The organism is Pseudomonas anatoliensis, assembly GCF_017976235.1.
Taxonomy (GTDB): domain Bacteria; phylum Pseudomonadota; class Gammaproteobacteria; order Pseudomonadales; family Pseudomonadaceae; genus Aquipseudomonas; species Aquipseudomonas anatoliensis.
Genome location: NZ_JACVHC010000007.1, coordinates 222,619 through 247,419, shown reverse-complemented (window position 1 = coordinate 247,419; position 24,801 = coordinate 222,619). Strand labels below are relative to the sequence as shown.

General features: G+C 56.6%; 30 protein-coding genes and 2 tRNA genes. 9 read left to right on the top strand and 23 right to left on the bottom strand.

Annotation, left to right across the window (positions count from 1 at the left end):
- Positions 1 to 50 precede the first annotated feature (50 nt).
- Entirely contained in the window at positions 51 to 464 is a 414-nt protein-coding gene (locus ICA16_RS28355) for a hypothetical protein (RefSeq protein ID WP_338049955.1), read from the top strand.
- A complete protein-coding gene (locus tag ICA16_RS22695; RefSeq protein ID WP_338049958.1) occupies positions 350 to 1,513 on the top strand; it encodes a tyrosine-type recombinase/integrase in 1,164 nt (387 codons plus the stop codon). Before ICA16_RS28355 ends, ICA16_RS22695 begins: the two co-directional genes overlap by 115 nt.
- A gap of 69 nt (positions 1,514 to 1,582) precedes the next feature.
- Here ICA16_RS22695 and ICA16_RS22690 read toward each other — a convergent pair.
- The 9 genes from ICA16_RS22690 to thrS all read right to left on the bottom strand — a co-directional run bounded on the left by ICA16_RS22690 (position 1,583) and on the right by thrS (position 9,035).
- Positions 1,583 to 1,659, bottom strand: a tRNA-Pro gene (locus tag ICA16_RS22690).
- Between the two features lie 89 nt (positions 1,660 to 1,748).
- Positions 1,749 to 2,105 (bottom strand): MerR family transcriptional regulator, encoded by a 357-nt coding sequence (locus tag ICA16_RS22685; protein WP_003179985.1) that lies wholly within the window; start codon positions 2,103 to 2,105, stop codon positions 1,749 to 1,751.
- Positions 2,086 to 2,388: an integration host factor subunit alpha gene (gene ihfA / locus ICA16_RS22680; protein WP_002553164.1), complete on the bottom strand. Its 303-nt coding sequence runs from the start codon at positions 2,386 to 2,388 to the stop codon at positions 2,086 to 2,088. The genes ICA16_RS22685 and ihfA overlap by 20 nt, the downstream gene beginning before the upstream one ends.
- A gap of 3 nt (positions 2,389 to 2,391) precedes the next feature.
- Positions 2,392 to 4,770, bottom strand: a complete 2,379-nt coding sequence (gene pheT, locus ICA16_RS22675) for a phenylalanine--tRNA ligase subunit beta (RefSeq protein WP_210555610.1) — start codon at positions 4,768 to 4,770, stop codon at positions 2,392 to 2,394.
- A 26-nt stretch (positions 4,771 to 4,796) separates the two neighbouring features.
- Positions 4,797 to 5,813: a phenylalanine--tRNA ligase subunit alpha gene (gene pheS, locus ICA16_RS22670; RefSeq protein ID WP_003226365.1), complete on the bottom strand. Its 1,017-nt coding sequence runs from the start codon at positions 5,811 to 5,813 to the stop codon at positions 4,797 to 4,799.
- A gap of 109 nt (positions 5,814 to 5,922) precedes the next feature.
- Entirely contained in the window at positions 5,923 to 6,279 is a 357-nt protein-coding gene (gene rplT, locus ICA16_RS22665) for a 50S ribosomal protein L20 (protein ID WP_042558693.1), read from the bottom strand.
- A gap of 28 nt (positions 6,280 to 6,307) precedes the next feature.
- A complete protein-coding gene (gene rpmI, locus ICA16_RS22660) occupies positions 6,308 to 6,502 on the bottom strand; it encodes a 50S ribosomal protein L35 (RefSeq protein ID WP_002553160.1) in 195 nt (64 codons plus the stop codon).
- A 59-nt stretch (positions 6,503 to 6,561) separates the two neighbouring features.
- A complete protein-coding gene (gene infC, locus ICA16_RS22655) occupies positions 6,562 to 7,113 on the bottom strand; it encodes a translation initiation factor IF-3 (protein WP_176469887.1) in 552 nt (183 codons plus the stop codon).
- The gene (gene thrS / locus ICA16_RS22650) at positions 7,113 to 9,035 is read right to left on the bottom strand and encodes a threonine--tRNA ligase (RefSeq protein ID WP_042558692.1); all 1,923 of its coding nucleotides are present in this window, start codon (positions 9,033 to 9,035) and stop codon (positions 7,113 to 7,115) included. The genes infC and thrS overlap by 1 nt, the downstream gene beginning before the upstream one ends.
- A 372-nt stretch (positions 9,036 to 9,407) precedes the next feature.
- Between thrS and ICA16_RS22645 the strand changes: the two genes are divergently transcribed.
- Both ICA16_RS22645 and ICA16_RS22640 read left to right on the top strand, forming a co-directional pair.
- Positions 9,408 to 9,710 carry a hypothetical protein gene (locus ICA16_RS22645; RefSeq protein WP_150601462.1) on the top strand — a complete coding sequence of 101 codons (303 nt, stop codon included), beginning with the start codon at positions 9,408 to 9,410 and terminating at the stop codon, positions 9,708 to 9,710.
- 287 nt (positions 9,711 to 9,997) lie between these two features.
- A complete protein-coding gene (locus ICA16_RS22640) occupies positions 9,998 to 10,210 on the top strand; it encodes a cold-shock protein (protein ID WP_007905882.1) in 213 nt (70 codons plus the stop codon).
- A 72-nt stretch (positions 10,211 to 10,282) separates the two neighbouring features.
- Here ICA16_RS22640 and ICA16_RS22635 read toward each other — a convergent pair whose 3' ends face one another.
- Both ICA16_RS22635 and ICA16_RS22630 read right to left on the bottom strand, forming a co-directional pair.
- Positions 10,283 to 10,600, bottom strand: coding sequence for an I78 family peptidase inhibitor (locus ICA16_RS22635; RefSeq protein ID WP_150601461.1), 318 nt, complete (start codon positions 10,598 to 10,600; stop codon positions 10,283 to 10,285).
- Between the two features lie 165 nt (positions 10,601 to 10,765).
- The gene (locus tag ICA16_RS22630) at positions 10,766 to 11,071 is read right to left on the bottom strand and encodes a hypothetical protein (RefSeq protein WP_150616767.1); all 306 of its coding nucleotides are present in this window, start codon (positions 11,069 to 11,071) and stop codon (positions 10,766 to 10,768) included.
- A gap of 132 nt (positions 11,072 to 11,203) precedes the next feature.
- On the opposite strand from ICA16_RS22630, the gene ICA16_RS22625 reads away from it, so the two are divergent.
- Positions 11,204 to 11,410, top strand: coding sequence for a hypothetical protein (locus ICA16_RS22625; protein WP_150616641.1), 207 nt, complete (start codon positions 11,204 to 11,206; stop codon positions 11,408 to 11,410).
- A gap of 30 nt (positions 11,411 to 11,440) precedes the next feature.
- Here ICA16_RS22625 and ICA16_RS22620 read toward each other — a convergent pair whose 3' ends face one another.
- The 8 genes from ICA16_RS22620 to ICA16_RS22585 all read right to left on the bottom strand — a co-directional run bounded on the left by ICA16_RS22620 (position 11,441) and on the right by ICA16_RS22585 (position 19,054).
- Entirely contained in the window at positions 11,441 to 12,469 is a 1,029-nt protein-coding gene (locus ICA16_RS22620; RefSeq protein WP_210701625.1) for a nucleoside hydrolase, read from the bottom strand.
- 31 nt (positions 12,470 to 12,500) lie between these two features.
- Positions 12,501 to 12,905, bottom strand: a complete 405-nt coding sequence (gene rbsD, locus ICA16_RS22615; RefSeq protein ID WP_210701624.1) for a D-ribose pyranase — start codon at positions 12,903 to 12,905, stop codon at positions 12,501 to 12,503.
- Positions 12,902 to 13,819, bottom strand: coding sequence for a ribokinase (rbsK, locus tag ICA16_RS22610; protein ID WP_150601457.1), 918 nt, complete (start codon positions 13,817 to 13,819; stop codon positions 12,902 to 12,904). Before rbsK ends, rbsD begins: the two co-directional genes overlap by 4 nt.
- 24 nt (positions 13,820 to 13,843) lie before the next feature.
- Positions 13,844 to 14,863 carry a LacI family DNA-binding transcriptional regulator gene (locus ICA16_RS22605; RefSeq protein WP_210555609.1) on the bottom strand — a complete coding sequence of 340 codons (1,020 nt, stop codon included), beginning with the start codon at positions 14,861 to 14,863 and terminating at the stop codon, positions 13,844 to 13,846.
- 3 nt (positions 14,864 to 14,866) lie between these two features.
- A complete protein-coding gene (locus ICA16_RS22600; RefSeq protein WP_210701623.1) occupies positions 14,867 to 15,844 on the bottom strand; it encodes an ABC transporter permease in 978 nt (325 codons plus the stop codon).
- Positions 15,841 to 17,394 (bottom strand): sugar ABC transporter ATP-binding protein, encoded by a 1,554-nt coding sequence (locus ICA16_RS22595; RefSeq protein ID WP_210701622.1) that lies wholly within the window; start codon positions 17,392 to 17,394, stop codon positions 15,841 to 15,843. Before ICA16_RS22595 ends, ICA16_RS22600 begins: the two co-directional genes overlap by 4 nt.
- Positions 17,395 to 17,449: 55 nt before the next feature.
- Positions 17,450 to 18,406, bottom strand: coding sequence for a sugar ABC transporter substrate-binding protein (locus tag ICA16_RS22590; RefSeq protein WP_210701620.1), 957 nt, complete (start codon positions 18,404 to 18,406; stop codon positions 17,450 to 17,452).
- A 201-nt stretch (positions 18,407 to 18,607) separates the two neighbouring features.
- Positions 18,608 to 19,054 carry a hypothetical protein gene (locus tag ICA16_RS22585; RefSeq protein ID WP_150616647.1) on the bottom strand — a complete coding sequence of 149 codons (447 nt, stop codon included), beginning with the start codon at positions 19,052 to 19,054 and terminating at the stop codon, positions 18,608 to 18,610.
- 348 nt (positions 19,055 to 19,402) lie between these two features.
- Between ICA16_RS22585 and ICA16_RS22580 the strand changes: the two genes are divergently transcribed.
- From ICA16_RS22580 to ICA16_RS22570, 3 genes are all read left to right on the top strand, one after another.
- Entirely contained in the window at positions 19,403 to 20,491 is a 1,089-nt protein-coding gene (locus tag ICA16_RS22580; RefSeq protein WP_210701618.1) for an asparaginase, read from the top strand.
- A 198-nt stretch (positions 20,492 to 20,689) separates the two neighbouring features.
- Positions 20,690 to 20,959, top strand: a complete 270-nt coding sequence (locus ICA16_RS22575) for a DUF1654 domain-containing protein (RefSeq protein WP_412071374.1) — start codon at positions 20,690 to 20,692, stop codon at positions 20,957 to 20,959.
- Between the two features lie 4 nt (positions 20,960 to 20,963).
- A complete protein-coding gene (locus ICA16_RS22570) occupies positions 20,964 to 21,653 on the top strand; it encodes an endonuclease (RefSeq protein WP_150616650.1) in 690 nt (229 codons plus the stop codon).
- A 51-nt stretch (positions 21,654 to 21,704) separates the two neighbouring features.
- Here the strand turns inward: ICA16_RS22570 and ICA16_RS22565 are convergent, their stop codons facing one another.
- Both ICA16_RS22565 and ICA16_RS22560 read right to left on the bottom strand, forming a co-directional pair.
- Positions 21,705 to 22,616 carry a siderophore-interacting protein gene (locus ICA16_RS22565; RefSeq protein WP_210701617.1) on the bottom strand — a complete coding sequence of 304 codons (912 nt, stop codon included), beginning with the start codon at positions 22,614 to 22,616 and terminating at the stop codon, positions 21,705 to 21,707.
- Positions 22,617 to 22,702: 86 nt separating this feature from the next.
- The gene (locus ICA16_RS22560) at positions 22,703 to 23,071 is read right to left on the bottom strand and encodes an SPOR domain-containing protein (protein WP_150601448.1); all 369 of its coding nucleotides are present in this window, start codon (positions 23,069 to 23,071) and stop codon (positions 22,703 to 22,705) included.
- 250 nt (positions 23,072 to 23,321) lie between these two features.
- On the opposite strand from ICA16_RS22560, the gene csrA reads away from it, so the two are divergent.
- Positions 23,322 to 23,516, top strand: a complete 195-nt coding sequence (gene csrA, locus ICA16_RS22555; RefSeq protein WP_003179932.1) for a carbon storage regulator CsrA — start codon at positions 23,322 to 23,324, stop codon at positions 23,514 to 23,516.
- Positions 23,517 to 23,738: 222 nt separating this feature from the next.
- On the opposite strand, the gene ICA16_RS22550 is transcribed toward csrA, so the two are convergent.
- Together ICA16_RS22550 and ICA16_RS22545 are read right to left on the bottom strand one after the other, a co-directional pair.
- On the bottom strand, positions 23,739 to 24,194 hold the full coding sequence (locus ICA16_RS22550; protein WP_210701616.1) for a DUF2214 family protein: 456 nt from the start codon (positions 24,192 to 24,194) through the stop codon (positions 23,739 to 23,741).
- 521 nt (positions 24,195 to 24,715) lie between these two features.
- Positions 24,716 to 24,792, bottom strand: a tRNA-Val gene (locus tag ICA16_RS22545).
- Between the last annotated feature and the right edge of the window lie 9 nt (positions 24,793 to 24,801).

Here is a 24,801-nt window from a genome sequence, read left to right as displayed (position 1 = left end):
CCAACCAATATCAACCACCTTCTGCCGCCACGCGCGGCATGGAGCATCACATGGCAAACGCCACAGCGGCAAAGGCCAGCAGCATTCAACCGCGCTTCATCAGGTTTGGCGATGCTCCTGGTTACCTCGGCATGTGCCGGGACGAATTCAACAAAACAGTTCGCCCAAGCGTTCGGGAATTCCCGATCGGTAAACAAGGTGTGGCCTTCGACCGGATCGAGCTTGATGAATGGGCGGACGCCTATGTCGAGCGCAAGTCGGTTGAAAAGGCGGCGAATCAGGACAACAATCACCCCCGCAGCGAGCGCCAGGGTGAAGCCAAAGGAGGCAAACCATGGCGAGAAAAGCGATCTCCGGTCTCTACCAGAAAGGTGGGGTCTGGCAAATCGACAAGGTTTTCCGAGGTGAGCGACTTCGAGAAAGCACTGGAACTGGTGACAGGCAAGAAGCAGAGCAGTACCTGATTCATCGCCTTGAGCAGCTTCGGCAGCAAAAGGTATACGGCGTACGCCGAACCAGAACTTGGGAAGAAGCAGCAACTAGGTTTTTGATCGAGAGCAAGGATCAGCCGTCAATCAAGCTGACGGCGCACCACCTGAAGTATTTGAATCCTTATCTCAAGGATCTGCCATTGACTCACATCGATGACCAAGCACTTGAGCCGTTCGTGAAAGATCGTTTGAAAGGAATGGTGTTGCCGTGCGGGAAGCAGTTGAAGCCGGTAGCGCCTCGCACGATCAATATCTCAATCGAGCGGGTGATTCGGGTTCTATCGCTTTGCGCAAGAAAGTGGCGGGACGAGGAGCGCAGGCCTTGGCTTGATTCAGTTCCGATGCTGGCCAAGCTGGATTTGAAGAAGAAGGTTCGCGAGCCCTACCCAATGACTTGGGAAGAACAGTCGATTCTTTTCGGAGAGTTGCCGGCTCACCTGCAAACGATGGCCCTGTTCAAGGTGAACACGGGTTGTCGCGAGCAAGAGGTCTGCAAGTTGAGGTGGGATTGGGAGATCTCGGTGCCAGAGCTTGGCGCCAGCGTGTTCCTGATACCGTCCGACTTCGGCGGCCGCAACGAGCGATCGGGGGTGAAGAACGGAGACGAGCGACTGGTGGTGCTCAACTCCGTAGCCAAGTCAGTCATCGAAAAGCAGCGCGGCCTGAGCAAGGAATGGGTTTTCCCTTACAACGGCACTGCTCTACATCGAATGAACGACTCGGCTTGGAAAAAGGCGCGGGTGAGAGCCGCAAAACTCTGGCAGGAGGAAAACCTTCGCCCCGCTCACCCAGGGTATGCATCCATCAGGGTGCACGATTTGAAGCACACGTTTGGCCGTCGCCTTCGGGCGGCAGGTGTCACTCAGGAAGACCGAAAGGCTTTGCTGGGACACAAGAACGGCAGCATCACCAGTCACTACTCGGGCGCCGAGCTCGGGCATCTGATTGAGGCTGCAAATATGGTGTCAGCAACAGACTCACGCGGGCCGGTGCTGACGATCTTAAAAAGGAAAATTGGGTGAAGTCCCGAAAAACTCCCCACCAATGAAAAAGCCCAACTGGCTAAAGTTGGGCTAAGTCATTGAAAAATATGGTCGGGACGGAGTGATTCGAACACTCGACCCCTAGCACCCCATGCTAGTGCGCTACCGGACTGCGCTACGCCCCGACTGGTTTTGCATCTCGTTCTTCACCTCGAAGAACGCTCAAGAATATATCGCAAGCTTTTGAAAACTGGAAGTATTCAAACGCAGCTTTTTATTTCTTGAGTACCACCAGCACATCTTCGAGTTCGGCGATCATCTGGCGGATCATTTGCTTGTATTGGGTGGTGTCGTCTTTGGCTTCATCGCCGGACAGACGCAAGCGTGCGCCGCCGATGGTGAACCCCTGATCGTAAAGGAGCGCGCGGATCTGCCGGATCATCAGCACGTCCTGGCGCTGATAATACCGGCGGTTTCCGCGGCGTTTGACGGGGTTGAGCTGAGGAAACTCCTGCTCCCAGTAGCGCAGCACGTGTGGCTTTACGGCACACAGCTCGCTGACTTCACCGATGGTGAAGTAGCGTTTGCCCGGGATGACGGGTAGTTCGTCGTTATGACTTGGTTCCAGCATAAGCCTCAACTCGGGCCTTCAACTTCTGCCCTGGACGAAAGGTGACCACACGGCGAGCCGTGATCGGGATTTCTTCCCCCGTTTTCGGGTTGCGGCCAGGCCGCTGGCGCTTGTCCCGAAGGTCGAAATTGCCGAAACCGGACAATTTGACCTGCTCGTTGTCTTCAAGAGCGTGCCTGATTTCTTCGAAAAACAGTTCCACCAATTCCTTGGCTTCCCGCTTGTTCAGGCCCAGCTCTTCATACAGACGTTCCGCCATCTCAGCTTTCGTCAAAGCCCCCATACGTCACTTCCTTAACGTGGCGTTCAACCTTTGTTCGAGCGAGGTGAGGATATTTTGCGTCGTCGAATTCACCTCATCGTCATTAAGAGTGCGCGATGGATGCTGCCAGGTCAAGCCAACTGCAAGGCTTTTTCTATCAGGATCAATACCTTTACCCTGATATACGTCAAACAGCCTGAGATCTGTGAGCCATTCGCCTGCATTTTCACGGATTACGTCCAGTACAGCCGAGGCTGCGACGTCTTTGTGCGCGATCAGTGCAAGGTCACGACGCACTTCAGGAAAGCGCGACAACTCGTGGAATTTCGGCATTTTACCGAGCGCCACTTCCGCCAGAACCAGCTCGAAAACGAAGACCGGACGGTCCAGACCCAAGGCTTTCGACAATTCCGGGTGGATAGCGCCGATGAAACCGACTTCACGCCCTTCACGTTCAATGCGCGCGGTTTGACCCGGGTGCAGCGCCGGGTGTTTGCCCGGAGCGAAAGTGAACGAATCCAGCGCACCGGCGAAGCCCAGCACTGCTTCCACGTCAGCCTTGACGTCGAAGAAGTCGATGGTGTCGCGACCTTGCGCCCAGCCTTCCGGCAGACGGCTACCGCAGACAACACCGGACAGCATCGGCTCTTGCTTCAGGCCTTCGAGCTGACCAACGAAGCGCAGGCCGCTTTCGAACAGACGCACGCGATCTTGCTGGCGGTTCAGGTTGTGCTGCAGCGCCTTGACCAGACCTGGCCACAACGACGAACGCATGGCAGCCATGTCGTTGGAGATCGGATTGGCCAGCAACAGCGGCTCGACGCCCGGGTTGAACAATTCGAACTGCCGTGGATCGATGAAGCTGTAAGTGATCGCTTCCTGATAACCGCGAGCGACCAGCAGGCGACGCAGTTCTGGCAGATCACTGCGCGCTTCAGCCTTGGCTTGTGGCGCCAGACGCGCCTGCGGGTAACGAACCGGCAAGCGGTTGTAACCGTACAGACGGGCCAGCTCTTCGATCAGATCAACTTCCAGGCTGATGTCGAAGCGATGGCTTGGCACTTCTACGCGCCACTGCCCTGCTCCATCAGCAGAAATGTTCAGACCCAAGGCGCTGAGCAGACGCTCGACCTGTGCCGAATCCATTTCCATGCCAAGCATCTGGGTGATGCGCTGCGCACGCAGGGTGATCGGCGCGATCGACGGCAGATGTTGCTCGCTAACGGTCTCGATGATCGGGCCGGCTTCACCGCCAGTGATTTCCAGCAGCAGGCCAGTGGCACGCTCCATGGCTTCACGGGCCAGTTGCCAGTCGACGCCACGCTCGTAGCGATGCGACGCGTCGGTGTGCAGGCCGTATGAACGAGCCTTGCCAGCGACAGCGATCTGATCGAAGAACGCGGACTCAAGGAATACATCGCGAGTGGTCGAAGAGACACCGCTGTGCTCGCCACCCATCACACCGGCAATTGCCAGGGCACGCGTGTGGTCGGCGATGACCAGCGTATCGCTACGCAGGCTGACTTCCTGACCGTCGAGCAACACTAGCTTCTCGCCCTCTTCGGCCATCCGCACGCGGATGCCGCCATTGATTTCGGCGAGATCGAATGCGTGCAGCGGCTGGCCCAGCTCAAGCATCACGTAGTTGGTGATGTCGACGGCGGCGTCGATGCTGCGCACGTCGGCGCGACGCAGACGCTCAACCATCCACAGCGGCGTTGGCTTGGACAGATCGACGTTACGAATCACACGCCCCAGATAACGCGGGCATGCGGCCGGCGCCAGCACTTCTACCGAGCGAACTTCATCGTGCACGGCAGGAACGGCAAGCACCACTGGACGGGTGACCGGAGCGGCATACAGCGCGCCGACTTCACGGGCCAGACCGGCCAGGGACAGGCAGTCGCCACGGTTCGGGGTCAGATCGACCTCGATGCTGGCGTCTTCCAGCTCCAGATACACACGAAAATCTTCACCCACCGGGGCATCGGCCGGCAGTTCCATCAAGCCGTCGTTGCCTTCACCGACTTGCAATTCGGCTTGCGAGCACAGCATGCCGTTGGACTCGACGCCGCGCAGCTTGGCCTTCTTGATCTTGAAGTCGCCCGGCAGCTCGGCACCAATCATGGCGAACGGAATCTTCAAGCCCGGACGCACGTTTGGCGCACCGCAAACAACTTGAAAGGTTTCCGCGCCATTGCTGACCTGGCAAACGCGCAATTTGTCGGCATCAGGGTGTTGCTCGGTGCTCAGCACCTCGCCCACGACCACGCCACTGAATACGCCGGCGGCCGGCGTAACGCTATCGACCTCAAGACCGGCCATCGACAGACGAGCAACCAGCTCGTCGCGATCTACCTGCGGGCTAACCCAGCCACGCAGCCATTGTTCACTGAATTTCATCCTGCTCTCCTAAGAATTCGTTACGACTAGCGAAATTGCGCGAGGAACCGCAAGTCGTTGTCGAAGAACAGACGCAAGTCGTTCACGCCGTAACGGAGCATGGCCAGACGCTCGACGCCCATGCCGAAGGCAAAGCCGGAGAACTCTTCCGGGTCGATGCCGGACATACGCAACACGTTCGGATGAACCATGCCGCAACCCATCACTTCCAGCCAGCCAGTCTGCTTGCAGACACGGCAGCCTTTACCGCTGCACATCACGCATTCCATGTCGACTTCAGCGGATGGCTCGGTGAACGGGAAGTACGAAGGACGAAAGCGTACGGCCAGCTCTTTCTCGAAGAACACCCGCAGGAATTCTTCGATGGTGCCTTTGAGATCGGCAAAATTGATGTCGCGATCGACCAGCAGGCCTTCGACCTGGTGGAACATCGGCGAGTGGGTGATATCGGAGTCGCTGCGGTACACACGGCCTGGGCAGACAATGCGGATCGGCGGCTGTTTCGATTCCATGGTGCGGACCTGTACCGGCGAGGTATGGGTGCGCAGCAACATGTTGGCGTTGAAATAGAAGGTGTCATGCATCGACCGGGCCGGGTGATGGCCTGGGATGTTGAGCGCTTCAAAGTTGTGGTAGTCGTCTTCGACCTCAGGGCCTTCGGCAATGCCGTAGCCGATGCGAGTGAAGAACTGTTCAACACGCTCCAGAGTCCGCGTAACCGGATGCAGACCACCAGAGGTCTGGCCACGGCCCGGCAGCGTTACGTCAATGGATTCGGCAGACAGTTTGGCAGCCAGTTCGGCTTCTTCAAACAGGGCCATGCGCGCATTGAGAACGCCTGTAACACGTTCCTTGGCAACGTTGATCAGGGCGCCGACTTGCGGACGCTCTTCTGCTGGCAAATTCCCCAGGGTCTTCATCACCTGAGTCAATTCACCCTTTTTGCCAAGGTATTGAACCCGGATTTGCTCCAGGGCATTGATATCTTCAGCGCTTTGCACAGCCTCTAGTGCTTGAGAGACCAGCGCATCCAGGTTTTCCATGTACAGACTCCAGATACAAAATAGGGGAAGAGCTTGAAGGCTCTTCCCCTATTTAAGACGTTTACCACCTGGCCCCACGGAAGTGAGGCCGGGTGATTGTCGGGGGTACTTAAGCCAAGGTGGCTTTAGCTTTCTCGACAATCGCAGCAAACACCGCTTTTTCGTTCACTGCCAGATCAGCCAGAACCTTACGGTCGATCTCGATGGACGCTTTTTTCAGGCCAGCGATGAAACGGCTGTAGGACAGACCGTTAACACGAGCACCAGCATTGATACGAGCGATCCACAGAGCGCGGAACTGACGTTTTTTCTGACGACGGTCACGGTAGGCGTATTGGCCAGCCTTGATAACCGCTTGCTTGGCAACACGGAATACGCGCGAACGTGCACCGTAGTAGCCTTTAGCAAGTTTCAGAATTTTCTTGTGGCGCTTACGCGCCATGACGCCACGCTTTACACGAGCCATGAGTTACTTCCTCTATTCTTGACTAAAATTAACGAAGGCGCAGCATGCGCTCGACTTTTGCAACGTCCGACGGATGCAGCAAGCTGCTACCGCGCAGTTGACGCTTACGCTTGGTCGACATTTTAGTCAGGATGTGGCTCTTGAAAGCGTGCTTGTGCTTGATACCGTTAGCAGTTTTCAGAAACCGCTTAGCAGCACCACTTTTAGTTTTCATCTTTGGCATGTTCGGTACTCCGCATTCAGTTGATAAACATAATCAGAAGGCCTGCCGTGCCCTATTGATTACTTCTTCTTTTTCGGGGCGATGACCATGATCAGTTGGCGTCCTTCCATCTTAGGATGCTGTTCGACCGAACCGTACTCGAGCAAGTCACCTTCAACTCGCTTGAGGAGTTCCATCCCCAGCTCCTGGTGGGCCATCTCACGGCCGCGGAATCGCAAGGATACCTTGGCCCTGTCCCCATCACTCAGGAAACGTACCAGGTTGCGCAGTTTTACCTGGTAATCCCCTTCCTCCGTCCCTGGACGAAACTTGATTTCTTTAACCTGAATCTGCTTCTGGTTTTTCTTGGCTGCGGCAACCTGCTTCTTCTTCTCGAAGATCGATTTGCCGTAGTCCATCAGTTTGCAAACAGGGGGTACTGCATCGGCGGAAATTTCCACCAAATCCAGTTTGGCCTCTTCAGCCTTAAGAAGCGCGTCTTCAATTGACACAATCCCAAGCTGTTCACCTTCAGCCCCAATTAACCGAACCTCGCGTGCCGAGATATTCTCGTTGATCGGGGCTTTCGGTGCAGCTCGTTTATCTTGTCTCATTTCACGCTTAATAGTAATTACTCCGAATCTGGGCGACCACGCCGGGAAACCGCTTGCGCGAGAAACTCAGCGAACTGGGCGACGGGCATCGAGCCCAGGTCAGCACCTTCACGAGTACGCACAGCGACAGTCTGCATCTCGACTTCCCGATCCCCGATAACCAAGAGATAGGGAACCTTGAGCAAAGTATGCTCGCGGATTTTAAAGCCGATCTTTTCATTTCTCAAGTCAGACTTGGCACGAAATCCGCTTTCGTTGAGAGTTTTTTCAACCTCGGCGGCAAAATCGGCCTGTTTGTCAGTGATGTTCATGATCACTGCCTGGGTCGGAGCAAGCCACGCAGGGAATGCACCCTCGTAGTGCTCGATCAGGATTCCGACGAATCGTTCGAAGGATCCAAGGATCGCCCGGTGCAACATTACCGGGTGCTTGCGACTGTTGTCTTCGGAGACGTATTCGGCTCCCAGACGGATAGGCAGGTTAAAATCGAGCTGCAGAGTACCACACTGCCAGACACGGCCAAGGCAATCTTTGAGCGAGAACTCGATTTTCGGACCGTAGAACGCACCCTCACCCGGCTGCAGATCGTACGCAAGGCCCGCACTGTCAAGGGCTGCGGCCAATGCAGCTTCCGCGCGATCCCACAATTCGTCGGAGCCAACGCGTTTTTCCGGACGAGTGGACAGCTTCATTTCGACATCGGTGAAGCCGAAGTCGCGATAAACGTCCATGGTCAGCTTGATAAACGCAGCGGACTCGGCCTGCATCTGCTCTTCGGTGCAGAAGATGTGAGCATCGTCCTGAGTGAACGCACGCACGCGCATGATGCCGTGCAGCGCACCCGATGGCTCGTTACGATGGCAAGCACCGAATTCGGCCAGACGCATCGGCAGTTCGCGGTAGCTTTTCAGGCCTTGATTGAACACCTGCACGTGGCACGGGCAGTTCATCGGCTTGATGGCGTAGTCGCGATTTTCCGACTGAGTGGTGAACATGTTGTCGGCGTAGTTGGCCCAATGCCCGGATTTCTCCCACAGGCTGCGGTCAACGACTTGCGGCGTCTTGATCTCAAGGTAGCCATTGTCACGCTGCACCTTGCGCATGTACTGCTCGAGCACCTGGTACAGAGTCCAGCCGTTCGGGTGCCAGAACACCATACCCGGGGACTCTTCCTGAGTGTGGAACAGGCCCAGGCGCTTGCCGATCTTGCGGTGATCGCGCTTTTCGGCTTCTTCAATACGCTGGATATAGGCCGCCAACTGCTTCTTGTCAGCCCATGCAGTGCCGTAAACGCGCTGCAATTGCTCGTTTTTGGCATCGCCGCGCCAGTAAGCGCCCGACAGCTTGGTCAGCTTGAAGGATTTCAGAAAACGAGTGTTCGGCACGTGCGGGCCGCGACACATGTCGACGTATTCTTCGTGATAGTACAAGCCCATGGCCTGCTCGTTCGGCATGTCTTCGACCAAACGCAGCTTGTAGTCTTCGCCGCGAGCCTTGAACACTTCGATCACTTCGGCGCGCGGAGTGACTTTCTTGATGACGTCGTAATCTTTCTCGATCAACTGCTGCATGCGCTGCTCGATGGCAGCCATGTCGTCCGGAGTGAAAGGACGTTCGAAGGCGATGTCGTAATAGAAGCCTTCGTCAATGACCGGGCCGATGACCATTTTAGCCGTCGGGTACAGCTGCTTGACCGCATGGCCAACCAGGTGGGCGCAAGAGTGGCGAATGATCTCCAGCCCCTCTTCATCCTTTGGCGTGATGATTTGCAGCGTCGAGTCGCTGTCGATGATGTCACTGGCGTCAACCAGTTGGCCATTGACCTTGCCGGCCACAGTGGCCTTGGCCAGACCAGCACCAATGGATGCGGCGACCTCGGCTACGGAAACCGGATGATCGAATGAACGTTGACTGCCGTCGGGAAGAGTAATAGTTGGCATGGCGCCTCCTCTCCTAGTGGTGACCCCTACCAAAGGTCACGTGGGTTGGGATGAGCCAGTACAAGATCCGATCCAGGCCATTCAATGACGAACGCCTGCCTTACAGCGGCAGGAGCCTTGCGGCCAACCGGAAAACCGAACCAGAGTGACTGGGATTCAAATCGGGAGTTTTCGTGCGCCGCCGCTGCCGGGACCAAAGGTCATCCGAAGCCTGCAAACGCCCGAGTCGGGCATGCTAGCACAGATGAACGGTCGCCGATGTACTCTGGGCTTGCCGTGAGGCAAATCGTCCGTTTTATGCCAGAGTGCTGAACTTGATTGGCCATTCAGCCATCAGATAACAAGACATTGACCCACAAGGAGCATCCTTCCATGCGTCTGAATAAACTGTTCGCAGTAGTCGCCCCTATCGTTCTGCTACTGCCGTTGAGCGCTCACGCAGACTGGCCAAAGGGCGAACGTGAGAAATACATGGCGCAATGCTCGCAGGCCGCGACGCCTCAGATCGGCGCTGCAGCGGCGAAGGCTCACTGCGCGTGTGGCGCTGATGCCATCAAGTCTTATCCGGCGAGTGACATTCAGGCTTTGATGGACAACAAGGCAACGCCTGAACTGCAACAGAAAGCACTGGGCCAGATTGCCAAATGCAAGGCCAACACCCCGGCGAAAAAGTGACAAAAAATTCATTTTGGGCCGGGTTTAACCTGAGAAAAAGCTGCTGATTTGAGCTTTTCTGATCGATTTATGCAGGTTTTACAGGTTTTTTTATAGTCTTTACTTTTCGATGAAAGCCTTTTAAACCGGGGCTTTCAGACGAAAAGACTCGTAAAGAAAACACGACTGATTGGCAAACAGCACGTCCGGGGGGTTACAAAGTGAACATTTCGACTATGATATCCCGGTGTGCCCAGTTGGCCTGAGCAGCACAGTACTGAAAAATATATGTTTCTTGGAGATACACCATGTCTAATCGCCAAACCGGCACCGTTAAGTGGTTCAACGATGAAAAAGGCTTCGGCTTCATCACTCCTCAAGGTGGCGGTGACGACCTGTTCGTACACTTCAAAGCTATCGAAAGCGACGGTTTCAAAAGCCTGAAAGAAGGCCAGACCGTTTCCTTCGTGGCTGAGAAAGGCCAAAAGGGTATGCAAGCAGCACAAGTTCGCGCAGAGTAATTTCTACGCGCACTAAAAAAACCCCGTCCATGTGACGGGGTTTTTTATGCCTGCAACAAAAGCTGCCGGCTATCAGCCGCAGTTGACGCGAGTAACCACCAGACTGTTGTCGGTATTCAGGTTCAAGCGATCAGAGCGGTATTCCAGAGTGATCATGTCATCCGGCTTGAGGAAGCGGGCATTTTGCGCGCCGGCCTTGGCGCGGGCCTGCTCCAACAGGGCGGGCGAAGCTTTCTTGCCAATGGCGAACTCCGCAGCCGTTGCTTCACAGCGGCTATGACCGGCTTCGGTCGCCACAGGATCCTTTGCCGACTCGCTGGAGGTTGTGCTGCAACCGGCCAACATGGCAACGGCCATTAGTGCACCCAGTGATGCGAACTTCAAAGGCATGAAGCCTCCTTGTTTTCAAATAGTTAGCTGAGATCGTGCGACCGCCGATCCGGCGTTTGGTTTCATGACAAATGCCATCACCCTGCCCCACAATCGGAAAAACGCAGAGTGTGCCTGAGAGGCGCACGCGGCTCTTCAATCAATCGTGACTGAATATTAACGAGCTCAGTAGACGTCGATGTAGTCATAGGGCGGATTTGGCCAGTTTTCCTTGAGCGCGTTGAAAATCTGCATCACCCACACCTCGTCACTGGCCGCGACATTGCCAACGTAACCCGACCCCTTGGCCCAGGTTTCCAGACGAAACAACAAGCCATCGATATCCTGCCCGCCCGTCACACCTGAAGAGATGTAAGCCATACCGCCCTTGGTCACTCGCAACTGCGTGTGCTCATCATCGCTGGCCGAGGCCAGCAATCGACGCACAGCATCAAGCGTAAGGCCGTCAGGGGTATTCAAATCGATCTGCACAGCACTGTCCTTGGATTCGCCGGAAAAGACCAAGTGTCGCATAGCACTGCGCTCATGCCTAAGTCGCAGTGCCAAATGCCCGACAAAATGGTTAACTCGGTACACAGACCTCCCGACTTTTCGAGCCTCATCATGACCAGTGTAAGCATCGACGCCGACATCAAAGCCAAATGGGCAGACGGACACAGTTCCTACAGCCCGGGGTCCACCGAAGAGTTGGCGCTTATTGGTATCGATCTATTGGTCAAAGAGCTGGGCACCGAAGCGGCCCAGCAATTCATCAAGCAGATTTTCGAGCGGTACCCGGTCGAACAGACCGAGCACGCGCTGGGGGAATAAACCCGCAGGCTGGCACCTGCGGGCGGGGTTTTACTTCAGGCGTTTCAGGCGTTCGGTCAGCAGATCGAAGAAACCTTGAGCGTCGCCATTTTCCACCCAGAATGCATTCTTCGGAGCCTTGAGACCGTCATACCAATCGACGACGGTCTGACCGAAAGTCGGCCCCTCACGGCTATCAACCACGACATTCACCGAGCGACCGGTGAACAGTTCTGGCTTGAGCAGATAAGCCACGACAGTAGCGTCATGCACCGGGCCACCCGGAATGCCGTAATGCTCCATATCCCCTTTGATGTACTCGTTGAGGATGTCGCCGACAATTTTGCTCGCGTTGTTGTTGAGCGCAGCAATCTGCTTCAGACGCGCATCGCTGGTAAGAATCTTGTGGGTCACGTCCAGTGGCAGATAGGTCAGCTTCACGCCGCTCTTGAGTACCACTTCAGCAGCTTGCGGATCGGCAAACAGGTTGAATTCCGCCACCGGGGTGATGTTGCCGCCGTTGAAGTGCGCGCCACCCATGATCACCACTTCCTTGATGCCCTGCACAATCTCGGGCTCCTGAATCAAAGCCAGTGCGAGGTTGGTCTGTGGGCCAAGCATGGCAATGGTTATGCTGTGCGGCTTGGCTTTTTTCAGGGTATCGATCAGATAATTGACCGCACTGCCTTCTTCCAGGCCTTTTTTCGGCTCGTGCACGGTGACACCCGACAGGCCTTCCTTGCCATGGATGTTCTCGGCGTAGATCGGCGTACGCATCAGCGGCTTCGGCGCGCCGGCGTAGACGGGTACATCCTCGCGCCCTGCCCACTCGCGAGCCAGACGCGCGTTACGCGAAGTCTTGTCGAGGCGTACGTTGCCGGCCACGGTGGTCAGCGCACGGATGTTCAACTCGTCTGGCGAAGCCAGCGCGAACAGCAAGGCAACAACGTCGTCGGCACCCGGATCGGTGTCGATGATCAGGTCGATTTTTTCCGCCGCGTGAGCGCCGGTTGCAGATATCAGGGACAAAAGCAGCAGACTCCGGAGCAGTTGGTGCAGTTTTTGAGCATAGCGTTGCATGGCGCATTCCTTGTGCATGTGAAATCGAAAGTTAGAACGTTACACCAGCCACCAGAACGATGTTGCAGTACGGCTGACATTCGCCTGTACGAACAATCGCTCGTGCCTGTCGGCTAAGAACCTTGAATTGCTCATGACTGAGCAGATCGCGACGACCCAGTGCGCCTTCTTCATTCAACGCGTCGAGCACGGGCAACGCCGTCGGTTGCTTGTCGAAGATTTCCTTGGCCAGCGCATGGCTTTCCACCTGCATCTCGCTGAGCACGACTTTCAGGGTGCTGACGAAGTCCGGGACGCCATGGGTCAGCGCAAGGTCGATCAGCTCGACACCCGGCGGCACCGGCAAGCCGGCATCACCAATCACCACCATGTCGCCATGGCCCAGAGATGCGATCAGTCGCGACAGCGCGACGTTCAGCAAAGGAGTCTTTTTCATGCGGGTTTAAAGGCCTGTACGTCGGACATGGTTGGAATGGAAGGCTGCGCGCCGGCGCGAGTAACCGACAGAGCGGCGGCAATCTGCCCGTAGCGGATCGCTTCGGCCTCGGACTTGCCGGCGGCCAGCGCAGCGGCAAAACCACCGACGAAGGTGTCCCCCGCCGCCGTGGTATCGACCGCTTTCACTTTCGGCGCCGGGAAATGCTCGAAGCCTTTGCCGTTGGCGAACAACGAGCCCTCAGCGCCAAGGGTGATGATGACCTTTCCTGCGCCCATCGCGATCAGGTGACTTGCCGCGCTTTCTGCAGTTTCCAGCGAATCAACCGGCAACCCGCTCAAGGCAGCAGCTTCGCTTTCGTTGGGAATCAGATAATCGATGGCTGCGAACCAGTCTGCCGGCAATGGACGGCTGGCAGGGGCGGGATTGAGGATTACGGTCTTGCCCAGTTCACGCGCACGCTTGAGCGCATGGCCCACGGTTGCATCCGGAATCTCGAGCTGGCAGATGATAACGTCGGCTGCTTGCAACACAGCATCGAAGCGGTCGATCACCGCCGGCGTCATGGCGCCGTTGGCACCGGCGACAATCACGATCGCGTTCTGACTGTTGTCATCGACCACAATCAGCGCCACGCCACTCGAATCCTCGACGACGCTGACCGCCTGACAGTCGATCTGCTCGGCCAGCAGCGCGTTTCGCAACTGCACGCCGTAGTCGTCGCTACCAACGCAACCGACCATCGCCACTTCAGCGCCCAGGCGTGCGGCAGCCACCGCCTGGTTGGCGCCCTTGCCGCCAGAGACGGTGGCGAAGGAATGTCCGATCAGCGTTTCACCGCCCCGGGGCAGCCGTGGCGCCCGGGTTACCAGATCCATGTTCAGGCTGCCTATTACCACTACATTTGCTGGCATACATCACTACTCGTCAATTCGGTTTCAGCGGTACTCGGTGAACACGCCGGACAGCGGCGCAGTCGATTCGCGCAAGACAATACTCGGGGTCACGATCCGTTGATCAGTGACCAGGCCTGGGGTAGCAATCCTTCGCAGCAGCACTTCAGCCGCCATCTCGCCCAGTTGCAGGATCGACTGGCCGACGGTGGTCAGTGCCGGGTACACGTAACGGCTCATCTGGATATCGTCGAAGCCGATCACCGACAGCTCGCTCGGCACTCGCACCTTGCGCTCAGCCGCCGCTCGCAGCACCCCGATGCCAATCATGTCGTTCCCGGCAAAAATTGCGCTCGGCGGATCGTTCGCAAGCAGCGTCGTCGCCGCGTTGTAACCGCCGGTGCTGGTGAAATCACTCTCGAGCATGCGCGCTGGCGACACTTCGATGCCCGCCTCTTTCAGCGCCCGGCAAAAACCGGCCTGACGCATTTGCGCCACGCTGGTGCTCGCAGGACCGCCAATGGTCGCGATATCGCGGTGGCCAAGCTCCAACAGATGACGGGTGGCGAGGTAAGCGCCGTACTCATGGTCGATGCGCACCAGATCGGCATCCACGCCATCCAGTCCACGGTCGACAATCACCATTGGCGTCTTTACCCCGGCCAGCCCCTGCGCCAGACCACTGTCACCGCCGGCCGACGCGACGATCAAGCCGTCGACGCGTTTTTCCAGCAAGACACGCAAGTAGCTGCGCTGCTTTTGCGGGTTGTCATCGGAGTTGCAGAGAATCACACAGTAGCCATTACGCTCGCAGTAATCCTCAATGCCCCGCGCCAACTCGGCGAAGTACGGGTTGAGACTGTTGGGCACCAACAAGCCAATGGTTGCAGTGGTTTTGGCCTTCAGCGAGCGCGCCACCGCACTCGGCACGTAATCGAGACTCTTGATGGCCGCCTCGACTTTCAACCGGACCTCCTTACTGACCGGTCGTGTGTTGTTCACCACGTGAGACACCGTCGTGTAGGAAATCCCCGCGAGCGCCGCCACATCCTTGATTGTCGCCATGTTTCAAGCCCGCCGACTGGCGCGTTGGCTGCGATAGGTATCGAGCACAACCGCGATCACAATCACCGCACCGGTGATGATGCGCTTGGTCGGTTCGCTTGCACCGATCTGCGCCAGACCGGCCGCCAGTACGGAAATGATCAGCACACCGAAGAACGTGCTGATGACCGAACCGCGCCCACCCATCAGGCTGGTGCCGCCGATCACCACCGCGGCAATCACTTGCAGCTCCAGGCCTGAGCCGGCATTCGGGTCCGCCGCTTCCAGGCGAGAAATCTGAAACAGCGCGGCGATACCGGCCAGCAGGCCCATCAGGCTGAACACCATAATCTTGTAGGGTTTTGGATTGATCCCCGCCAGCCGCACCGCTTCTTCGTTGGTACCGATACCGATCAGGTAACGACCGAACACGGTGCGCGTCAAAACTGCCTGCGCAATAAAAATCACCAGCAAGGCAATGATAAACGACGGTGAAATACCGAAAGCGATCGGGTTCGACAGCCAGGCAAACGAATCACCAATATAAGCCGTGCGCGAGCCGGTCATCTGGTAAGCCAGACCACGGGCCATTTCCAGCACACCGAGAGAAACGATGAACGAAGGAATCCGCCAGGCCACGGTAATCGAACCCGTCACGGTGCCCGCCAATGCCGCCACCGCCATACCGAGCAACGCCGCCGGCAACACGCTCCAACCCCAACCGAGCATGGCCACGCTGACCGTTGATGCCGCGAGTGCCAGCACCGAGCCCACCGACAGATCGATGCCGCCAATGATCAACACGAAGGTCATGCCGACGGCCAGCACCATCAGGTCGGGAATCTGGTTGGCCAGCGTACTGAAAGTGTTATAGGACAGAAAGTGGCTGCTCAAGACCGAGAACAGCGCAATCATCGCCAGCAGTGCACCGGCCAGCCCCAGATAGGTGCCCAGTCCGTAAAAGTTGCCACCACGCTTGCTGGCAGGAGATGCAGTTTTCATGGGAGATCCCTAGGCGCCGCTTCATTGAGCAACGCATCACGTTTTTGGTAGCCGGCGAACGCGGCAGCAAGCAAATCATCCTGGGTCCAGCTGTCGCGCTCGAAGGTGTCGATCAGACGCCCCGCCGACAACACACCGATCCGATCGCAGATCAGCATCAATTCACGCAGGTCACTGGACACCACCACCAGGGCTTTGCCCTGGCGCGTCAACTCACCGAGCAAGGCATAGATGTCGAACTTGGCACCGACGTCGATGCCACGGGTCGGTTCATCGAACAGCAGCACCGAACAATCACGCTCCAGCCAGCGACCGATCACGACCTTTTGCTGGTTACCACCGGACAGTTCCGACACCAACTGCGTCGGGCTCGAGCTGCGGATGCGCATCGCGTCGATCTGCCGTTGCGCCAGTGAGATTTCGTCACCGTTGTTGACGAAACCACCACTGGAAATTTCCGGCATGTTGCCCAAGGCAATGTTGGCGCTGATCGATTGGCTAAGCAGCAAGCCTTCGCCTTTGCGATCTTCGGTGATCAACGCGATGCCATTGCGCACCGCATCGACCGGCGAACGTACGCTCACCACTCGCGCGGGCGAGCCCAGTGCAATTGTGCCGCTGTCAGCGACGTCGGCACCAAAAATCAGCCGCAGCAGTTCAGTGCGCCCTGCTCCGATCAGGCCGGAAATCCCGTAGATCTCCCCGGCACGCACTTCGAACGAGACGTCGCGCACCTTGTCGGAACGAGTCAGGCCTGTGACCGTCAACGCAGGGGCACCGATGTTGCGCGAGCCCATGTCGATGTGTTCGCCCAGCTCGCGCCCGACCATCAGCGTGACCAGTTGCTCGCTGTTGTAATTGGCCATCGGCTCGACGCACACCAGGTTGCCATCACGCAGCACAGCGATGCGCTGCGCGACTCGGGCCAGTTCTTCGAGACGGTGGGATATATAGATGATGGAGACGCCGCGCGCCTGTAGGCGAGTGATCTGCTCGAAAAGCATTTCGACTTCACGCGCCGTGAGCATCGCGGTCGGTTCGTCGAGAATCAGCACATGGCAATCGCCGATCAGGTTGCGGGCGATTTCGACCATCTGCTGATGCCCGATGCCCAATTCGCCGACCAGGGTGTCCGGATCGATCGCATCAAGCCCAACCTGCGCCATGGCTTCGATGGCTGCCTTACGCAATTGCTTGCGGCTGATCCAGCCGCCGTTGCTCGGCAGGTTGTCGAGAAACAGGTTCTCCGCTACCGACAATGTCGGCAACAGATTGAGTTCTTGCATGACCATGCGCACGCCGAGATCTTCAGCCTGGGTACGGCTGCCCGGGCGATAGTCTTTGCCCTGGAACTGCATCTGCCCCGTGGTCGGGGTAACCAGGCCACCAATGATCTTCGACAGGGTGCTTTTACCGGCGCCATTCTCGCCGGTCAGCGCCAGTACTTCACCGCGCATCAGCGTCAAATCGATGCCTGTGAGCACCGGTTGCGCATAGGTCTTACCGATACCGCTGACCGAGAGGACAGCGTTCGGAGCGGAAACTGACATAAAAATCTCCATGCGCTCGCCCGGGCGGACGAGCGCCGTTGTATCGCCAGAGGACTTACTTGGTGACCAGTTCGACCGGCGTTTCAATCACGCCATTGGTACCGCTGTCGACCTTCTCGCCCTTGATGATTTTCAGCGCGGTCTCGATACCGAACACAGCTTGTTTGGCGGCATCTTGATCGGCAGTCGCCAGTACGCGACCGTCCTTCAACATTGGCTTGATGGCATTGATGTTGTCGTAGCCGACAACCTGCACCTTGCCTGCCTTGCCCGCAGCACGCACGGCGGAAACGGCACCGACTGCCATGCTGTCGTTACCGGCCAGCAACGCTTTGACATCCGGGTACTCACTGAGAATCGACGCGGCAACCTTGTTGCCTTTATCGATCTCCCAGTCACCGGACTGCAGGGAAACCACCTTGATCTGCGCCGCCTCCATCGCATCCTTGAAGCCAGCGGTACGTTGCTGGGCGTTGGTCGTCGTGGACACGCCTTCAATGATGCCGACTTCGTCACCGGCCTTCAGCTGTTTGGCCAGATATTCACCAACCAGACGCGCACCTTTGCGGTTGTCCGGGCCTACGAATGGCACGCTGATGTTTTTGCTTTTGACGATTTGCGGATCGAGCTGGTTGTCGATGTTGATCACGGTAATACCGGCATCGACGGCTTTCTTGATCACCGGCACCATGGCCTTGGAGTCAGAAGGCGCGATGACCAAAGCATTGACCTTCGCCAGAATCATTTGCTCGACGATGCGCGTCTGGCCTGCAGTGTCGGTTTCGTCCTTGATGCCGTTGGAGATCAGGTCGAAATCGGCAGAGTGTTCTTTCTGGTAGGCCTTGGCGCCATCTTCCATGGTCAGGAAGAATTCGTTGGCCAGAGATTTCATGACCAGTGCGACTTTGGGTTTTTCAGCAGATTCGGCGAACGCCGAAGAGACGGGTAATGCAGCGGCTGTGGCAGCCAGCATAGCGACAGCAAGAAGACGTCCAGCGAATGGCAGCTTCATGGGTTCACTCCGATCTTATGATTATTGTGAGCAACGCTTGCGCTGGCGTCAGCTATAGCGCTTCCAACGATGGAGTACTACCCCATCGAAGCCGCGCAAACGTTTGCGTAGATCGAACTATGCGAACCTCGCCGCGATTTGTCAATAATCGGAAATCGCCAATTATTGTAGGACGAATCATTCGACTCGCCCCTTCGCTGCTTATGCCGTGGTGCTGACCAGATTGCCACTGGTGGAACTCTTGGACATTTCCTTGACCAACGCGCCCGCTACTTCCGCCATCGCGCCGCTGGTTTGCGCGATCTGCCCCTGAATGGACATGACCGCCTGGGATTTGGCCTCCGGAGTCGGATAGCTCTGAGCTTGTGCCGCAGCCAGTTGCTGCTGCTGTTCCTGGAGTTGCTTCTGCAATTCCTGCATCCGCTTCAGCAGCATTTTGACCGTGATACTCAGGTTGTCGCCGCTTTCAGCTTTGCTGTCTTCCTGCGCGGGACCACCGGTTCGGACCTGATTGCTCGTTTCTTTCTCAGTGCCCAGCGCCTCAGCTGAAGCGTCCGCCTCCGCTTCACTCAATGCATTGATCGTCGCAGCGGTTTTGCCGCCGATGGTGACAGCGGCGGGATTTGATAAACCTATCGTCAGTGACATGAGAACTCCCTAAATATTAGTTTTCCTGAACACGCATCGGCCAGCGCGAAGGTTTCTTTAGCACCCATTCCAGAAACGGCAACCCGATTCGTTCGACAGAAGCAGTAGTCCTTTTCGGAGAGCCGAACATGAAAGCTCACATTGTTCGGAAAACCGGATATCCGAAGCCAGACGCTATTTTTAGAATCAAAAAATATTGATGTAAATCATCAGGTTAAACATTTCTCTGACGCATAGTACGGCTGGTACAGATCCTGCTCCCTTCACCGTACCCCGGCATCCAGATCGGCTCGGGGCGCATCTAGATGAACCTGCATCAGCACTGTCTCACTACTAGAGAGAAAAATAATGAAATCTGCTTTCAACACCTTCGTTCCGGGCGCCTTGGCCCTCCTCCTGCTCCTGCCGACTGCCCTTCAGGCAAAAGAAGTCGAAACCCAGACCAAACTCGCCAACGTCGTGGTTCTCGCTACCGGCGGCACCATTGCCGGGGCCGGTGCCAGTGCAGCTAACAGCGCCACTTATCAAGCGGCCAAAGTCGGCGTCGAGCAATTGATTGCCGGCATTCCCGAATTGAGCAAACTGGCTAACGTGCGTGGCGAACAAGTCATGCAGATCGCCTCGGAAAGCATCACTAACGACAATCTGCTGCAATTGGGCCGCCGCGTCGCCGAGCTGGCTGACAGCAAAGATGTCGACGGCATCGTCATCACCCACGGCACCGACACGCTGGAAGAAACTGCTTACTTTCTTAACCTGGTAGAGAAAACCGACAAGCCAATTATCGTCGTCGGCTCGATGCGTCCGGGTACCGCCATGTCCGCTGATGGCATGCTCAACCTGTACAACGCCGTAGCAGTGGCCAGCAGCCAAGAAGCTCGCGGCAAGGGCGTTCTGGTGACCATGAACGATGAAATCCAGTCCGGTCGTGACGTGAGCAAAACGATCAACATCAAGACCGAGGCCTTTAAAAGTGCCTGGGGCCCACTGGGCATGGTGGTTGAAGGCAAATCCTACTGGTTCCGCTTGCCAGCCAAGCGTCACACCATGGACTCCGAGTTCGACATCAAGAACATCAAGAGCCTGCCTGACGTAGAAATCGCCTATTCCTACGGCAACGTGAGCGATACCGCCTACAAGGCACTCGCCCAATCCGGTGCAAAAGCCATCATCCACGCAGGCACGGGTAACGGCTCGGTGTCCTCGCGCGTAGTCCCTTCACTGCAAGCCCTGCGTAAAGAAGGCGTGCAAATCATCCGCTCATCCCACGTCAACGCTGGCGGCTTCGTTCTGCGCAATGCCGAACAACCTGACGACAAGTACGACTGGGTTGTCGCTCACGACCTGAACCCGCAAAAAGCCCGCATCCTGGCGATGGTCGCACTGACCAAAACCAACGACAGCAAAGAGCTGCAACGGATGTTCTGGGAATACTGATTGACCCTCGCCCGATCAACTCTTGATGGGGCAATCCTCGCACCACCCGCCTGATTCGCAGGTGGTGCGTCGCCTACAAATCCCCGCGCATCTCCCTAGAAAAATTTCGACTCGTCCTACACCAAAACAGGAAAAGCGCTGTCAGAGGATTTTCTTGAATTTTAAGCAGTTGCGAAAATGCTTACAGTTAAATACTGTATGTGCGTACAGCTTAATAAGGATAACCTCGTGGCCACCTCCCCTGATGCTCCTGACGCTTATGAACGCATGGGTATGCGCGTTCAAAAAATCATCAATTCCCCCACCGCACAGAAAGCCAAAGCCGCACTGATCTTCCGCCTGCCGGACGAGCCGATGGATGACTGGGAGCGCCTGCTCGAGGAAATCGACGAGAACGACAACGTTACCCTCGCCTACCGCGACGATGGTGGCGTGCAGATTTTTTGGGTTGTGCCGAAGGAAGATTGATTCAATGATTGTCCGCTGTTTTGCTTTGCTCCTGCTGTTCATCGCCATGGGCGCCCAAGCGGGCGCACCTCGCACATTTTCTGAAGCCAAGAAGGTCGCCTGGAAACTGTACGCACCGCAGTCCACCGAGTTCTATTGCGGCTGCAAATACACTGGCAACAGAGTTGATTTGAAAGCTTGCGGTTATGTACCGCGCAAAAATGCCAAGCGCGCGTCACGTATCGAATGGGAGCACATCGTGCCCGCCTGGCAGTTTGGCCATCAGCGCCAATGCTGGCAGGAAGGCGGACGCAAGAACTGCACACGCTACGATCCAACCTACCAGAAGGCCGAAGCCGACCTGCATAACCTGGTACCGAGCATTGGCGAGGTCAATGGCGATCGCAGCAATTTCAGCTACGGCTGGCTGCCAGTGCAATCCGGTCAGTACGGTTCTTGCCTGACCCAGGTCGACTTCAAGGCCAAGAAGGTCATGCCCCGACCTTCAATTCGCGGCATGATTGCCCGCACCTATTTCTACATGAGCAAGCAATACGGCTTGCGTCTGTCGAAACAGGATCGGCAGTTATATGAGGCGTGGGACAAGACCTACCCGGTGCAAGACTGGGAACGCCAGCGCAATCAGAGCGTGGCGTGCGTAATGGGGCGCGGCAATGAATTTGTCGGCCCGATAAACCTGAAAGCCTGCGGTTGATCGCAGCACAAAAAAGGCCTCGAACGTTATGTTCGAGGCCTTTTTTTGTGGCTAGCTGCCAGATTTGTTGTAGCGCCAATACCCCATCAGGTTGAGCGATTCACGAGGGATCCCGCAGTCCTTGATCAGGTACTTGCGCAAGCTCATGACGGCCGCACTTTCGCCGGCGATCCAGCCGTAAAATCCTTCTTCGGCCGTATTGGCGATTTCCCAAAGAATGTCTTCATCGATATCGACTTCGGCGAGTTCGATGGCCTGGTTCGCTGACGAAGCATGAATTGGCAAGGTCGCCTGCCGCACCGCCTCAACCATCAGCGTCCCGGCGACGGTCGCACCTGCCTGCTGACGGATCAACCATTGCACTGTAAGCCCCGGCCAGTCGGGCACTGGAAGCATGTCTTGTGCACTGTCGACTTCGAAGAAAGCTTGCGTCTGGGGTGGTTCGGCAAGGGCGGCCAACTCATCAAGAATGCCCATGACTGCCGGCAACGCCGTCGAGTCGGCAACCAGCAATACTTGCTTGAGAGCCTTCGGCGGCCGCCACTCGAACCCTCCGGCTTCCTTCGCAGAAAAACGGTTGTCAGGCGCAAGGATCTGCATCGACTCGCCCGGCTGCGCTCGCAACGCCCAGCGCGAAGCCGGTCCTGTTTCACCGTGCAAGACGAAATCAATGTCGACCTCACCTTGTTCGGTACGCAGATGACGAATCGTGTAAGTACGCATCGCCGGGCGGCGGCTCGCCAACATCGAACGGAAACGCGCGTACCAACCTTCCTCCTGCGCAAGGTTTGCAGGAGAGCCATCTGCGGCAGGGAAAAAAAGTTTGACCCGCTGATCGGGTGCCCAAGTGGCCATGTTGGCAATTTCAGGGTCAGCGAAGGTGATCCGCATCAAGTGCGGACTCAACAGGGTTTTACGCTGCAGCACAGCACTGAAGAGCTTGTAGGGATTGGCGGAGGCCATGCGGAGCTCCTTCAAGAAATCGTAAGTGACTCGTATAAGACGAATCGCATCCGACGCCCTTTAGGCTGCTCCGCTGAAAGCAAAATTTACGGTTGGATCGGATGCTCGATCACCACCGATTCAATATTCTGTTTTTTGGCCTTTACCAATGCTGCATCGACCTGCACCTGACGAGCTTCAGCCTCTGCCTTGGTGTTGAACGGGCCAATCAGAATCCGCGCTTTACCGCTGCTGTCCTTGATTACCGTTGGAACAAACGCATGCTCGATCAGCCAGCCGCTCAGATCACTGACAGCCTGAGGCGTTTCGCCGCGCACCTCGAGATCCCACTGCGGAGCGGAGGCCACCGCAGGAGCAGCCGCGACCGCCGTTTTCGGCTTTTGCGCGTCTACACTCTTGCCTTCACCACATCCTGCCAATGCCAGTGCCGCGACCATCCAGACCAATTTGCGCACAACGGTTTCCTCGGAAATCTCAAAGCGGCGATCTTACCATTCATAAATACTTCGCGAGCCCCGCAAAATGGGCACGAAACAACGAGATTGATGATTGCAGCCTCTGTATAGTTACGCCCTGGGAATTAATGCCGCATCTGCGCGTCAGAAAGAGGCACCCAAACCGTGAGACTTCGCACTAATCTATACGTACCACCGACCTCTGCACTGTCTGAATCAGGTGCCCTACAAAGCAATCAAGGAGAAGACCATGCTGATACTCACCCGCAAAGTCGGTGAAAGCATAAACATTGGCGATGACATCACCATCACCATCCTGGGCGTTAGCGGCCAGCAAGTACGAATTGGCATCAACGCTCCGAAGAACGTTGCGGTGCACCGTGAAGAGATCTACCAGCGCATTCAGGCTGGTCTGACCGCTCCGGACAAACCACAGACACCCTGATCCGCATCGCAGTCAGTAGCCAGTTCGTTTGCCCAGCACAATGACTGGCTAGAGATACACGCGCCGTATTGCCACCCGCTTCCCACTCTGTTGGGCACGGCGCCTGACACACCCATCCCCTTCCGATTCATTCTCCCCATCCCTTGTTACCGCTCGATATTACCGGCCATTCCAAAGGCTGGCTGTCGGACGATTCCGATAGAGCACAGGGAATTCGCCCTCCTAAGCGAATGTCACGCCACGCGCCATGCCGGTGGCGGCAACCACCATCAGCATCAGCAACAACGCCTCGACATGACTGATTCGCGCGTACAACTTTGCACGCCCGGTATCGAGTGCCGCACCGCGGGCTGACGCAATGCGCCATTTGACCAATGTGATCATCGGCGCGAGCTCTATCAGCAGAATGAGCACAAACAGTGTCATCTTCAAATGGAACAGTGGCTGGTGAAGGTAATAGTCAGTGCCCTTCTCATACCCGCCAAAGGCACGCATCCCGCCCGTTATCAACAGAATCAACGCAGAGATGCCCCACAGATTATCGGCGAGCAACACGCGCCTGACCTCCCCCGCACCGGCCGCCAAACGACCGAACGCCGCTCCACGCGTCAGTACCGCCCAAAAGCCCAAGGCAAAAGCCAGTAGATGAATAGCCGCGAGAAACCAATGACCCAGCATCGACACACTCCTTTATAGAGAGTTGAAAATCGGCCAGTCAGTAGTAGTCGAAAAAATGGAGATTCGCTCGTGCCACATCGCCAGTGGTGACGCCGAGGAACGCGATAGAGAAGTGCTGCAAAAGCCAAATCGCAGGCAAAAAAAATCCCAAGCAGCTGATGGAAGCTTGGGATTAAAAATGCATAAACCGTGGTGGTGAACGCGGAGCGGATATTACTGATTAATCGCTTCAGCGACAATATTTTTTCGATAACCGGTCGGTTAAAAAAACTCGTAACTCATTCAATATCCACACTATTTTTAAGGAATGAGAGTTTGACGCGACGGAATGACTGGCTATATGCGCTAGCGCTGAAGCCGTCTCATCAATCTGGAAAGAGAAGGTAAGCGTACGTCGAGGTGAGTGTCGAGTTGGTGTTCTGAAGCGAGGATTTTGCAAAGGGTTTGCAAACCCCAGACAACAAAAAAGGGCCCACCTTTCGGTGAGCCCTTCTAGACCGCCCAGCAGAGCGGATTTTGTTTGGTAGGCGCGATTGGACTCGAACCAACGACCCCCACCATGTCAAGGTGGTGCTCTAACCAACTGAGCTACGTGCCTGCTGTGAGG

Excerpts from the sequence above, each read along its gene's own strand:
- ICA16_RS28355 (WP_338049955.1), top strand. The coding sequence starts at position 51 with ATGGCAAACGCCACAGCGGCAAAGGCCAGCAGCATTCAACCGCGCTTC.
- ICA16_RS22685 (WP_003179985.1), bottom strand. The coding sequence starts at position 2,105 with ATGCTGGAACCAAGTCATAACGACGAACTACCCGTCATCCCGGGCAAA.
- ihfA (WP_002553164.1), bottom strand. The coding sequence starts at position 2,388 with ATGGGGGCTTTGACGAAAGCTGAGATGGCGGAACGTCTGTATGAAGAG.
- pheT (WP_210555610.1), bottom strand. The coding sequence starts at position 4,770 with ATGAAATTCAGTGAACAATGGCTGCGTGGCTGGGTTAGCCCGCAGGTA.
- pheS (WP_003226365.1), bottom strand. The coding sequence starts at position 5,813 with ATGGAAAACCTGGATGCGCTGGTCTCTCAAGCACTAGAGGCTGTGCAA.
- rplT (WP_042558693.1), bottom strand. The coding sequence starts at position 6,279 with ATGGCTCGTGTAAAGCGTGGCGTCATGGCGCGTAAGCGCCACAAGAAA.
- rpmI (WP_002553160.1), bottom strand. The coding sequence starts at position 6,502 with ATGCCAAAGATGAAAACTAAAAGTGGTGCTGCTAAGCGGTTTCTGAAA.
- thrS (WP_042558692.1), bottom strand. The coding sequence starts at position 9,035 with ATGCCAACTATTACTCTTCCCGACGGCAGTCAACGTTCATTCGATCAT.
- ICA16_RS22645 (WP_150601462.1), top strand. The coding sequence starts at position 9,408 with ATGCGTCTGAATAAACTGTTCGCAGTAGTCGCCCCTATCGTTCTGCTA.
- ICA16_RS22640 (WP_007905882.1), top strand. The coding sequence starts at position 9,998 with ATGTCTAATCGCCAAACCGGCACCGTTAAGTGGTTCAACGATGAAAAA.
- ICA16_RS22635 (WP_150601461.1), bottom strand. The coding sequence starts at position 10,600 with ATGCCTTTGAAGTTCGCATCACTGGGTGCACTAATGGCCGTTGCCATG.
- ICA16_RS22625 (WP_150616641.1), top strand. The coding sequence starts at position 11,204 with ATGACCAGTGTAAGCATCGACGCCGACATCAAAGCCAAATGGGCAGAC.
- ICA16_RS22620 (WP_210701625.1), bottom strand. The coding sequence starts at position 12,469 with ATGCAACGCTATGCTCAAAAACTGCACCAACTGCTCCGGAGTCTGCTG.
- rbsD (WP_210701624.1), bottom strand. The coding sequence starts at position 12,905 with ATGAAAAAGACTCCTTTGCTGAACGTCGCGCTGTCGCGACTGATCGCA.
- rbsK (WP_150601457.1), bottom strand. The coding sequence starts at position 13,819 with ATGCCAGCAAATGTAGTGGTAATAGGCAGCCTGAACATGGATCTGGTA.
- ICA16_RS22605 (WP_210555609.1), bottom strand. The coding sequence starts at position 14,863 with ATGGCGACAATCAAGGATGTGGCGGCGCTCGCGGGGATTTCCTACACG.
- ICA16_RS22600 (WP_210701623.1), bottom strand. The coding sequence starts at position 15,844 with ATGAAAACTGCATCTCCTGCCAGCAAGCGTGGTGGCAACTTTTACGGA.
- ICA16_RS22595 (WP_210701622.1), bottom strand. The coding sequence starts at position 17,394 with ATGTCAGTTTCCGCTCCGAACGCTGTCCTCTCGGTCAGCGGTATCGGT.
- ICA16_RS22590 (WP_210701620.1), bottom strand. The coding sequence starts at position 18,406 with ATGAAGCTGCCATTCGCTGGACGTCTTCTTGCTGTCGCTATGCTGGCT.
- ICA16_RS22585 (WP_150616647.1), bottom strand. The coding sequence starts at position 19,054 with ATGTCACTGACGATAGGTTTATCAAATCCCGCCGCTGTCACCATCGGC.
- ICA16_RS22580 (WP_210701618.1), top strand. The coding sequence starts at position 19,403 with ATGAAATCTGCTTTCAACACCTTCGTTCCGGGCGCCTTGGCCCTCCTC.
- ICA16_RS22575 (WP_412071374.1), top strand. The coding sequence starts at position 20,690 with ATGTGCGTACAGCTTAATAAGGATAACCTCGTGGCCACCTCCCCTGAT.
- ICA16_RS22570 (WP_150616650.1), top strand. The coding sequence starts at position 20,964 with ATGATTGTCCGCTGTTTTGCTTTGCTCCTGCTGTTCATCGCCATGGGC.
- ICA16_RS22565 (WP_210701617.1), bottom strand. The coding sequence starts at position 22,616 with ATGGCCTCCGCCAATCCCTACAAGCTCTTCAGTGCTGTGCTGCAGCGT.
- csrA (WP_003179932.1), top strand. The coding sequence starts at position 23,322 with ATGCTGATACTCACCCGCAAAGTCGGTGAAAGCATAAACATTGGCGAT.
- ICA16_RS22550 (WP_210701616.1), bottom strand. The coding sequence starts at position 24,194 with ATGCTGGGTCATTGGTTTCTCGCGGCTATTCATCTACTGGCTTTTGCC.